Source organism: Paenibacillus hubeiensis (assembly GCF_032334105.1).
Taxonomy (GTDB): domain Bacteria; phylum Bacillota; class Bacilli; order Paenibacillales; family Paenibacillaceae; genus Paenibacillus; species Paenibacillus hubeiensis.
The window spans coordinates 1-10,385 of record NZ_JAVYAE020000031.1; the positions used below are offsets into that span (position 1 = coordinate 1).

Annotated in this window: 12 protein-coding genes; 11 read left to right on the forward strand and 1 reads right to left on the reverse strand. The window is 48.0% G+C overall.

Translation table 11 applies throughout. From position 1 onward, the window contains the following. Positions 1-219, forward strand: a 219-nt coding sequence (locus tag RSX24_RS31820; protein ID WP_343262847.1) for a hypothetical protein, incomplete at its 5' end; no start/stop codon positions are given. 228 nt (positions 220-447) lie between these two features. Here RSX24_RS31820 and RSX24_RS31825 read toward each other — a convergent pair. After that, positions 448-723 (reverse strand): hypothetical protein, encoded by a 276-nt coding sequence (locus RSX24_RS31825; RefSeq protein ID WP_343262848.1) that lies wholly within the window; start codon positions 721-723, stop codon positions 448-450. Positions 724-805: 82 nt separating this feature from the next. On the opposite strand from RSX24_RS31825, the gene RSX24_RS31830 reads away from it, so the two are divergent. From RSX24_RS31830 to RSX24_RS31875, 10 genes are all read left to right on the forward strand, one after another. After that, positions 806-1,384, forward strand: coding sequence for a hypothetical protein (locus tag RSX24_RS31830; RefSeq protein WP_343262849.1), 579 nt, complete (start codon positions 806-808; stop codon positions 1,382-1,384). Between the two features lie 608 nt (positions 1,385-1,992). Next, on the forward strand, positions 1,993-2,385 hold the full coding sequence (locus tag RSX24_RS31835; RefSeq protein WP_343262850.1) for a hypothetical protein: 393 nt from the start codon (positions 1,993-1,995) through the stop codon (positions 2,383-2,385). Positions 2,386-2,394: 9 nt separating this feature from the next. Then, positions 2,395-2,949: a hypothetical protein gene (locus RSX24_RS31840; RefSeq protein ID WP_343262851.1), complete on the forward strand. Its 555-nt coding sequence runs from the start codon at positions 2,395-2,397 to the stop codon at positions 2,947-2,949. Positions 2,950-3,734: 785 nt separating this feature from the next. Continuing rightward, positions 3,735-3,908 (forward strand): hypothetical protein, encoded by a 174-nt coding sequence (locus RSX24_RS31845; protein ID WP_343262852.1) that lies wholly within the window; start codon positions 3,735-3,737, stop codon positions 3,906-3,908. A 173-nt stretch (positions 3,909-4,081) separates the two neighbouring features. Then, positions 4,082-4,744, forward strand: a complete 663-nt coding sequence (locus RSX24_RS31850) for a hypothetical protein (protein WP_343262853.1) — start codon at positions 4,082-4,084, stop codon at positions 4,742-4,744. A 428-nt stretch (positions 4,745-5,172) separates the two neighbouring features. Beyond that, entirely contained in the window at positions 5,173-6,210 is a 1,038-nt protein-coding gene (locus RSX24_RS31855) for a phosphoadenosine phosphosulfate reductase domain-containing protein (RefSeq protein ID WP_343262854.1), read from the forward strand. A 190-nt stretch (positions 6,211-6,400) separates the two neighbouring features. After that, positions 6,401-6,598 carry a hypothetical protein gene (locus tag RSX24_RS31860; RefSeq protein ID WP_343262855.1) on the forward strand — a complete coding sequence of 66 codons (198 nt, stop codon included), beginning with the start codon at positions 6,401-6,403 and terminating at the stop codon, positions 6,596-6,598. After that, the gene (locus RSX24_RS31865) at positions 6,561-7,652 is read left to right on the forward strand and encodes a zeta toxin family protein (RefSeq protein WP_343262856.1); all 1,092 of its coding nucleotides are present in this window, start codon (positions 6,561-6,563) and stop codon (positions 7,650-7,652) included. The genes RSX24_RS31860 and RSX24_RS31865 overlap by 38 nt, the downstream gene beginning before the upstream one ends. Positions 7,653-7,751: 99 nt before the next feature. After that, positions 7,752-8,609 (forward strand): hypothetical protein, encoded by an 858-nt coding sequence (locus RSX24_RS31870; RefSeq protein WP_343262857.1) that lies wholly within the window; start codon positions 7,752-7,754, stop codon positions 8,607-8,609. A 747-nt stretch (positions 8,610-9,356) separates the two neighbouring features. Further along, positions 9,357-9,731: a hypothetical protein gene (locus tag RSX24_RS31875; protein WP_343262858.1), complete on the forward strand. Its 375-nt coding sequence runs from the start codon at positions 9,357-9,359 to the stop codon at positions 9,729-9,731. Positions 9,732-10,385 lie beyond the last annotated feature (654 nt).

Here is a 10,385-nt window from a genome sequence, read left to right on the forward strand (position 1 = left end):
GTACGCGCCGCTGCCAGGTTACTCCAGCCGATAACGAGAGCGCCTAAAGCGGGAAAGATCACCCCGCTCAAGGCGCTCTACGTTCCTGTCTGTCGCTTCACACCTGGCACGGAGCGTAAAACCGCTGAAGACCTTCACGAAAAAAGAATCGAAAGACCAGGATTCGAAGGAATAGAAGCATGGAGAGAACCGGCCAGTGGCCGGTTCTTTTTTTATTGAACCCTCTTTTTCGCTTTTGACATCCGCATGGTAACAGGTGGCAGTTCGGCTAGGCTTCCGGCGGACCGAGCCTCCGGCTTCGCCCCTCACTCCACCGGAAGCCAAGTCTCACAGTCGGCCAGTCAAGGGGCCCAAAACTTTTTTCCCCAGATCGGGCCTGTGGCCGGAAAAAAGTTTCGTGCTGAAACCCTTGACCAACCGCCTATGCCCCTGTTTCCAAGCTCCGCGTCAAAAGGCGAAAATTCGCCCTTCCGGGACCCAATCCCATGCGGCTGTCAAAAGGGCTAGAAAGTTAGCATCCCAGCTGCTTCCACCACACTTTTTTAAACCAAAAGGAGCGAACAACACATGAAAATTCAATTCCAAACCACAACCCATCGGAAACATAACGCCATTGAACGCGCGTTTGCAGCCTACGAGCTTGGCAAAATTAGCCGCGCTGATTATTGCAGTTGTGTTCACTATCTGATGACGCTTGGGAATGCGCATATATGATTTCATCATTGTTCTTGCCTTGTTGGTAATTTGGGGCTGTCAGCTGTAGGACATAGCATTTATAAATCAATTCAAATGGGGGATGACCACTATGAATAACATTGAACAATATATCAACCAGCGTTTCAGTTCTGCCGAAGAATATGAGTTCCTGAACACCGAACAATATCGTTACTTCATCGGTAATGAGCCGGGAATGGACGAGCCTGTGCAAATCCGGGCAGATGTACATAAGAATATCGTTGAATATCGAAACCCAACCCATGACAAATGGGTTTTGGACCCCGAGTTCAAACTTTCTGAGATTATCCAAAATGATGACCATCGAAATGTGATGCAGGCCATCGCGGACGAGCTGAAAGCCATCTTCATCCAACATGACCTTTGGTACGATGCAACGATTTATTTTAACCAGCAAGCCTATGTGAGCGGTGAAGAGGAGGTTTACGAGTATGTTGACCCAACGGACTATGCACCACTTGCGAATACTGAGACCGTGACCGTAACTTATGAAGGCAGATTAAATACGGCCATCAATCAAGGGCAATACAACCCTGACACTGGGGAAACCGATTGGACGCTGATTTGTGACATTCAAGATATGTTGCATCAATACGGGTATTACATGTCCGTTACCGACCACATTAGTTTTGTGATTTATCCAATATGATGGGCGCGTGCCATCCTCCCGGATGGCACGTAAAGACAATACTCCAAAATCAACGAGGGGGAAGTAAGAATGGGTAAAAAGCTTCATTGTGCGGACTGTGAGACTCCGTTGCCATTGGATAAGCTGGAGGAGGATGACTTTTCTAGTAAATGTCCGGGATGCGGTCAACGGTGGGACATCGAGCCAGATGGAAGAATGTACCGAATTGAGGATGAGGAATCCTCCGGTGACGAACTCGAACCGCATGAACTTGTCGAGATGTGGGCCGCTGATGGGTCAGAGTGAGTTATCACCCTACCAAAGGACCGGCAACCGTCGGTCTTTGAGGTTAAAGCTCCTGGATCGTCACGAAACGGATCGCTGCCCCAAAGGAAGCCCCGCCCCATGGCGGGCCCTCGGATTTAATAAAAAAGGCTGAAGGCGGAATGAAAATCACATTCCGCCTTCAGCCTGGACAATGAAGCTTCTCTATGAAGAAAAAACCTTCACGAAAAGAACCCTTGTATCTACTCATCCTTCAGGCGATACATTAAGCCATCGCACCGTCGATTTGTCAACTCGCACCGATTCCGTAATAATTGAGATATTCTTGCTGAAGGAGGAAAAAGATGATTACAGCGTCTGCGGAAACCCTTGCTGCGCAAGGAATTGCAGCTATTCTGAAATTTGTAGGTTACAACATGGGGGAATTGGCCAAAAAAGTCATGCATGATCAGGATCGGGTCGAGAAGGCCGCGATGATCGATTTTTACACACGAGAAGGCCGTACTCATTGCAAACACCTGGTGTTGCGGGTTTCTGCGCATTTAGGTGGTCATTACATTTTGGCCATTCATTTGGATAACAGTTTGTCGATCGTAAATTTGTTGAAGCCCGAATGGCAGCAATTCAAAGAGATGTGCATGAATAAATCGATTCAAGTAACAGACCACGACAAGGTACTATGCTTGTCTGTGGGCTTCATTGCTGAGGTTCCTGTTAATATGATTCTGGGGAGGTAAGGAAGAGCTATGTCATCATCCAATCACATTACGCTTTATCATGGAACATCGATGGAACGTGCTGAAGCTATTTTACGTGAAGGATTAATTCGAAATGATGCAGAACTGGTTTATTCTGAAGAAGAATTCCTTTTAGACACTGCGACGACTACCGGTTATGTATACCTAGCAGACTCTATAGAGCGTGCGATTTTATACGGAAACAAATGTCAGATGTTAACTTACCCGGAATCTAAAGAAGCCTTCTATATCTTTGAAATCTCCGTGGATGAGAGGGAACTAGAGGCGGATCTGGATGAAGCGCGGATCGAATCGCTCTTCAATCCTAAACTACTCGAGCTGGACAGCATGGATTGGAAGCAAAGCCTTCAGGATCTGGGTTCAGTCCGGATTGCAAGACATCTTCAAATTGGGAAAGACGTAATGAAGTATGCATGCTTACCGACACTGAACAATCGAGCGCAATCACTTCACTACATAACAAACAAAGCAATTCGTACCAAACAGCCAGGTACACGGGATAGAACGTACTTAAATGATATTCCATGGACCCTTTTAACATAGGGCTCACGCTACCGGCTCTAAGGCGGCCAACAACGCCACCTAAGAGCCGGTATGCGCCGCTGCCAGGTTACTCCAGCCGATAACGAGAGCCCCTAAAGCGGGAGAAATCATCCCGCTCAAGGCGCTCTACGTTCCTGTCAGTCGCTTTACACCTGGCACGGAGCGTACAAGCTTTAGAATCTTTTGAACCTCATACATGGACAGAACCGGCCGCCGCCGGTTCTTTTTTATTACATACGCTTTTTCGCTTTTGACATCCGCATGGTAACAGGGAAAGTTCGGCTAGACTTCCGGCGGACCGAGCCTCCGGCTGCGCCCCTCAGTCCACCAGAAGCCAAGTCTCACAGTTGGCCAGTCAAGGGGCCAACACTTTTTTCTCCAGGGCGGGCCGATGGCCGAAAAAAGTGTTGGGCTGAGACCCTTGACCAACCACCTATACCCCTGTTTCCAAGCTCCGCGTCAAAAGGCAAAAAAACGCCCTACGGGGCAGCAGCCATGCGGATATCAAGAAACCCAAAGGAAGGAATGACGTACTATGATCCCTGAAATCTATTTCAAAAATTTAACAACCAACAACGAGGTTATGATCGGATCTTCTCAATACCAGGAGTTTAAGGAAGAATGTCATCGGCGTGAGCTCAAGATTACTGCACGCTGTATTGGCCATACACATAAACATGTGAAATTGTACCAGTCCGAGGATGTGAAGTAGGCAGCCAGTAAGCGCATCATCATCGCGGCGATCCGCTTTCGCGGATCGCTATCCAGCTGAAAGGAGCTAAAATATGAAGACTCAAGACCATCAACTGCGATTTGAAAAAGGAGACGTCATTTACAACGCAACCATTAAAAATTGCACATATGCTGAAGCGAAAAAGGCTTTTGTAAAGAAACTCAGGGAAATCGGAGTCCTGAATGTGGATCCTGGTTGTATTCGTAAAGGGCATATATACGAATAACAAAATGTACGTCCCGAGCAATTGTGTCCGATGACGGAACTTCATTTTCTTATGCTTATGCCTGAAGATGAGTTCTCCATTTTTGAAAAATAGGCTAATGCGGAGATTTTTCACGGACAAATGCCCAGTAGACATATGTTATCCCAAACAATTTTGGTGAGGGGATGTACATTATGGCGGTTTACAATATCTTAACTTCAACTCTTGATGAAGAAGTGAAAGCAGGCAGGACGAATCACTTCTATAGCGGAAACGTTAGTGGATATGGTCAAGTTATTTGGCAATTGCTTGGAGTGACGCCTGGTACGGCGACTGACCCTGTTGGGTCTAGTACAGTGACGATGAATATCATGGCACCGAATGGAGCTATTAGATATGCAAATGTTAAAGTTGCCAATACAGACATTACAGGACTACAGTACCTCGGCCCAACATTTCCAGTAACCGGTGGTGGCGGCGGATATCCCGGCGGTGGCGGTGGATACCCCGGCGGTGGCGGCGGATACCCCGGTGGTGGTGGCGGATATCCCGGCGGTGGCGGCGGATATCCCGGCGGTGGCGGTGGATACCCCGGCGGTGGCGGCGGATATCCCGGCGGTGGCGGTGGATACCCCGGCGGTGGCGGTGGATACCCCGGCGGCGGGGGTGGATACCCCGGCGGCGGGGGTGGATACCCCGGTGGTGGTGGCGGATATCCCGGCGGCGGGGGTGGATACCCCGGTGGTGGTGGATGGCACGGAGGTATTTTCGGATTTCCAATTGGTAGAGCATATACGACTTCCCAGGGATACATTATCATTGCTCCAGAACATACCCACCACACAAGAAGATTTTAAAAAACTCATAGAGCTAGGGAATAAACATACATGATCTGAATAAAAGCATGGACAGAACCGGTTGCCGCCGGTTCTTTTCTATTTTCAGCGGCTTTTCTCGCCTTTTGCCTTCCGCATGGTAACAGGGGAAGCAGCGACTAACCTCCTGGCAGGCCGAGCCTCGGCTTCGCTCTCCACCAGCCAGGAGCCAAGACGCTGATCCAGACGATCAAGGGGGAAAAATTTTTTTCTTTCATGAAGCTTTTGTCCGAAAAAATTTTGTCCTGGGACCCTTGATTAACTGACTATTTCCCTGTTTCCAAGCTCCGCGTCAAAAGGCGAAAAATTCGCCCTTCTGGGGCCCGATCCCATGACGGAAGGCAACACAACAAGGCGCCCGGTGACCGGGCGGCGATACCAATACAACTCAGAACACAGGGGGATATCATATGTCTACAATGACTTTATTCGAGATCAACGAAAATAATGAACTGGTGCTTAGCTGCAAAGGCCCGGTGGGAGAGAGTCATTTCCGGTTTTCTGCCCCGCTAGGCTATACCCCATCCAATCAGATGCCGGAGCTTTCCTGTGCTGAATGGATCGAAAAAGTTCAAGCTGCAGCTGAAGGGGGGGACATTTCGGAAGGGCTGGCCGAAAAGATTCTGGCCAGTTTAGCACGGATGCCGGATCTTGAACCAGGCCAAAAAGCCTGCATTTCCTTCAGTAATGGCAAAGATAGCGAAGCCCAGTTCATTTTGGCCGCGATGAAATACCCCAAACATCGATTAATGGCCCTTTTCGCAGATACCGACGATGAATGGCCAGAGACATATGATTTTCAACCTGTGTTTGAATCCTGGATCGGTGTGCCGATCACGACGCTGCAATCGGAAGGGATCCATCATCTTCTCCGCCATCGGATGCCGTTTTGGCCAATGATGGGGCGGCGTCACTGTACGAAAAACTGCAAGATGATACCACAACGGGATTATTTGGATGCTGAAGGCTATGACCAGATCCGAATGCAGGGTCGCGCCAAGCAGCCGCCAAAGGCGAAATTCCGGAATGGTCAAGTGATAGAGGTCAAACATCCGGCCCCACTTATGCTTTGCGGGGAGCGTTGGTCGGAATCGATTAATCGCTCGACGTTACCACACGATTCCAGGGATGATGTGATTCTCCGGAATACACATCGCCCGGTACTGGAATTTACGATCGAAGAGGTATGGGAGTTTATCTTTTGGATGAAGGCACCCTATAACCAGGTCTATCATTTCGTGAAGCGGTGCGCTTGTGCGGGTTGCCCATTTGCATCCACCCGTGAAATTGAAACATTAGGGGAGTATCATCCGGATAAACTGGATGAGTGGTGCGAGACTGAAGAATATGTGAATCACCCATGGAAAGGCATCGGGTTCAATACGATCCGTAAAAAGCTGATCCAAGAAGGCCGCTTTGGCATGAAGAAGCGGAAAAAGTCCGCATGACCGTGGCCCGGCCCCGGAAACAAAGTGCATATTTCCGTGGCCGGGCGCATCCGGTATGGCCGCTCCTCACGTTCGCGGCCATACCGGATGCGCCTACAATTCCTCCCAAAACAGGGGAACGGATGTCCGGTTTGTGGTATAATTGTAGGTAAGAATACCCACGTTGATACTAAGCAAAGGAAGTGACGAGATGAAACCATTGGATATCAAACAATTAGAGGAAATCGGAAAGCAAGCAGCGGAGAACGCAGCTCATAAAGCCAAAGAATCCAATACCTTTGTCTCTTTTTCGAAGGACGGTAAAGTGATCCGGAAATACGCGGATGGACATATGACTGAGGTGAGCTATGATGGAGGATTTAAAGAAGTGGACTACGCCGGAAAGTAGTCCGTCGATGACTGTTTTTGCTGGTACCAACGGGGCTGGTAAGTCCCAGTTGACTAGCATTTTGCAGCATCAGAACCCGAATGTCAAAGTCATCGATGCGGACGCGATCGCAAAGACGATGAAACATCTGCCTCAGAATCAAGCTGATTTTGCAGCAGGGCGAGAAGCGGTGAAGCAGGTACGCGAATGCATTAAACAAGGCATTGACTTCTCGATTGAAACCACGCTTGGTGGCCAGAACGTGCTCAGACAAATGGAGATGGCCAAAGCTGCAGGTTTCAGTATCAATATGTACTATGTTGGTTTGAATTCAGTAGATTTACATATTGATCGGGTGGCGCAGCGTGTTGCCCAGGGTGGCCATCATATTCCGGAAGAGGATATCCGCCGGCGCTACCAGACCTCCATGGAAAACTTGCCAAAAGCGATGCGCTTGGCTGACCGAACGATTATTTTTGACAATAGTGAAGTGTATAAGGTTCAAGCTGAAGTGTACCGTGGTCTTACACGGTTTCAAGCGGAACCGATGCAGCCTTGGGTAAACCAGGCCCTGAAGAACTGGACGCAAACCCAGCAGGAAATTAAGAAGGACCTTCAGAAAGAGAATCAATCGCTCTCCAGAGAACTTTTGAGCGCTCAACGTAAATTGCATGAACTTGAGCAGCCGTTACGGATCCAGGATCGCATCGATACGTTGGAGAAGAGGCTGGACCACCTCAATCAGGTAGAATCTTCGCTGAAGCCCAAATCAATTCTTGAACGCATGACGAATCCGAATAAGAAGGAACTATCCGATGTTGCTGTAGAAAAAGAGCGGATAAATGGGGAAATTTTATCCCTTCGTGAAAAATCGCCTACTCCGGAGCAGATTCAAACCATAGGGTCTGAAGTAAAATCGATGTCCGCTATGGTAAAGCGCCTGGATACGGCTTTAAAAGAAAATACGAAGCAGCTTACTTCGGTATCGAATGAAATTATGAAGAAAGAAATGCAGCGTACTTATCAGAATTTACCTCAGCAAAGTCTGCAATTGAATCAATCTATGCAACTTTAAATATAGTTAGCGGTTACTCAAAAGAGTAACCGTTTTTTTGGTGACAAATATACAGTTACTGATATAATTTATTGTTATAAGAAAGGAGGCCAATGTCTAATGTGGAATTACACCGAAAAAATGGCGAGAAACTTAAACTCGACTAAAGCCCAAGAAATTTGGGAAGAAACAGGGTTTAAAATGGTTAGGGAGAAGCATTCTGCTCTAGGAAGCAAAGAACGAATAAAAACACTGCATCAATTTTCTCAAATTGTTGATACAGAGGCTAGTACTCCTCCCGTTGTCCCATTGGTAAAGGGGCAGGTCATTCATGCCAATCTGATTGGCTTAGGACAGGTACTAAATGATCCTCATTTTGTCATCGTGTGGAGTTACGATCAAGGTTATAAAAATGCCACAGTAATTCCATTGTCGAGTAACAAGAGAGTAGCATTATCCAGTGGGAAACCAGGTTATGATACTAATAATCAATTTAATTTAGGGGTGATTGCAGGCCTCAACAATACTGAAAGTCTCCTTAAAATCAATCAAATGACAACGATTACGCTAAAAGGCATAAAGCATACTTTTAGTGGAAATCAGGTACATTTGTCTCCTGATCAGCTCCAACATGTTGAAGATATATTCAGAGAAAAATATGCAGATTACACTCTACTTTACCACTTGATTAGTAAAGTACATAGAAAGTTTCCCACGAACTTGCTATCGGAGTATGAACAATATTTGTATAGACCTGTTATGCATTTCTATGATTCAAATACAGACATTTTACAATTCAAAACACATGAAATGAGCGGTTTGATCTCATTGCAGCTGAAAGATATAGTTAAAGAAGTGGGTGGAGTCGGTCAACATAATCGACTGCTTCATAATTTAGTTTCAAAAGAAAGTGCTAAGCGGAAAAGTGCCTATTCCCAAGTAAGTCAGCACTTCCAAACGCCCGTTGCGACTGTTTAGAGAGAAACAGAAGACTACGGAATAAACGTGAAAAAAACAAAAAAATGTTAACAAACGTTGACATTTGGTCATCAAATGTGTACAATAAAGTTAACCAATTGAGACCCCGTTCGGGGCAAACGCAACAATCACACTTTATATTATCCGGTCGGATAGGGAACCCCTTCTTGAGTAATCAAGAAGGGGTTCTTTTTTTGTTCAACTTCATTTAACTTTCCCCTTATTAATGACCTTTATCTCACATTCCGCACCCTCGGCCATTGGTAGCGAACGGATTTTTTGGGGGTCAATAAGCCGCAAAACAGCTATAGCGATGATTGCAGAAGCAAAACCACCGCTGAGGCATGTCGATGCGATTAGCCGAGATAGACCGATTCATCCAAACCGAGCAGACGATATCTCTCGGTCAGGCCATCTTTGACCTGCTCCTGAAGAGTCAAAGCCACTCAGCCTCGAAGCGGTCCTCACCATTAGCCTGGGCTTCAGTCCGAGTAGTTGGCCTTACGGTAGGCCTGCAAGTTGAAAATTACATATAAGCTTCGCTGCTTCCCCTCACCTGGCCTGCCGCACTTTCCAAGCCCAGCAAGGCTTTCCAGCGGCACTTGACCTGCACTTGTCACCCTTTCGATGCGTTGCAGCAAAATAAAAAAACCTCCATGCCGAAAAGTCGTCCTGTGCTATTATCGAGATATCGTGACCGATTCGGTTGTTCCGGTTCCACCAATATCTTGATTCGGGAGGCAGGAGATGAACGTCATTCTGTGGTTACTCGGTTCGATCGCCGCAGTCGCAATTATATTCGCGGCGGCAGTGGGAACTTATGCGATGCTGAAGGGAAGAGGCAACGAACTGGACACCAGGCGGGACGAGGGCAATCTGATCCTGCTCGATACACCCAACATGCGCATCGGTGCCGCCTCCGCGTACGACCAGACAATCGAGATGGAGAGGCGGGGGCACGTGAACTCCGACGGCTTGAGCTGGAACGATCGTTGGCTGGATACGATCCGCTCGATCCGGAAAAATACCGAGAACTCGGAGTGGTACGTGCAATATATCATCGAACAGCGGCGCAAGGCGGGACTCCCCGAGCTTGGAGGGGTCGACAAAGCCTGGCCGTGAGGCAGTTTTTGGACTACCGGCTCCACCCATATTTTTTACTCAGATTGGGATCGGTAGATACAAAAAATTTACTGATTTGTGTGGTGCACCTCGCTATTCATATTTATCGTATATCTGCTCACGCTACCGGCTCTAAGACGGCTCAAAACGCCGCCTAAGAGCCGCTACGCGCCGCTGCCAGGTTACTCCAGCCGATAACGAGAGCGCCTAAAGCGGGGAAGGATCACCCCGCTCAAGGCGCTCTACGTTCCTGTCAGTCGCTTTACACCTGGCACGGAGCGTAAAACCGCTGAAGACCTTCACGAAAAAAGAATCGAAAGACCAGGATCAAAGGAATAGAAGCATGGAGAGAACCGGCCTAGGGCCGGTTCTTTTTTGTTTAACACGCTTTTTCGCTTTTGACATCCGCATGGTAACAGGTGGCAGTTCGGCTAGGCTTCCGGCGGACCGAGCCTCCGGCTTCGCCCCTCACTCCACCGGAAGCCAAGTCTCACAGTCGGCCAGTCAAGGGGCCCAAAACTTTTTTCTCCAGATCAGGCCGATGGCCGAAAAAAGTTTCGTGCTGAGACCCTTGACCAACCGCCTATGCCCCTGTTTCCAAGCTCCGCGTCAAAAGGCGAAAAAACGCCCTTCCGGGACCCGATCCCATGCGGC

Coding starts and splice junctions, on each gene's coding strand:
- RSX24_RS31825 (WP_343262848.1), bottom strand. CDS start 723: ATGATGAAATCATATATGCGCATTCCCAAGCGTCATCAGATAGTGAAC.
- RSX24_RS31830 (WP_343262849.1), top strand. CDS start 806: ATGAATAACATTGAACAATATATCAACCAGCGTTTCAGTTCTGCCGAA.
- RSX24_RS31835 (WP_343262850.1), top strand. CDS start 1,993: ATGATTACAGCGTCTGCGGAAACCCTTGCTGCGCAAGGAATTGCAGCT.
- RSX24_RS31840 (WP_343262851.1), top strand. CDS start 2,395: ATGTCATCATCCAATCACATTACGCTTTATCATGGAACATCGATGGAA.
- RSX24_RS31845 (WP_343262852.1), top strand. CDS start 3,735: ATGAAGACTCAAGACCATCAACTGCGATTTGAAAAAGGAGACGTCATT.
- RSX24_RS31850 (WP_343262853.1), top strand. CDS start 4,082: ATGGCGGTTTACAATATCTTAACTTCAACTCTTGATGAAGAAGTGAAA.
- RSX24_RS31855 (WP_343262854.1), top strand. CDS start 5,173: ATGTCTACAATGACTTTATTCGAGATCAACGAAAATAATGAACTGGTG.
- RSX24_RS31860 (WP_343262855.1), top strand. CDS start 6,401: ATGAAACCATTGGATATCAAACAATTAGAGGAAATCGGAAAGCAAGCA.
- RSX24_RS31865 (WP_343262856.1), top strand. CDS start 6,561: ATGGAGGATTTAAAGAAGTGGACTACGCCGGAAAGTAGTCCGTCGATG.
- RSX24_RS31870 (WP_343262857.1), top strand. CDS start 7,752: ATGTGGAATTACACCGAAAAAATGGCGAGAAACTTAAACTCGACTAAA.
- RSX24_RS31875 (WP_343262858.1), top strand. CDS start 9,357: ATGAACGTCATTCTGTGGTTACTCGGTTCGATCGCCGCAGTCGCAATT.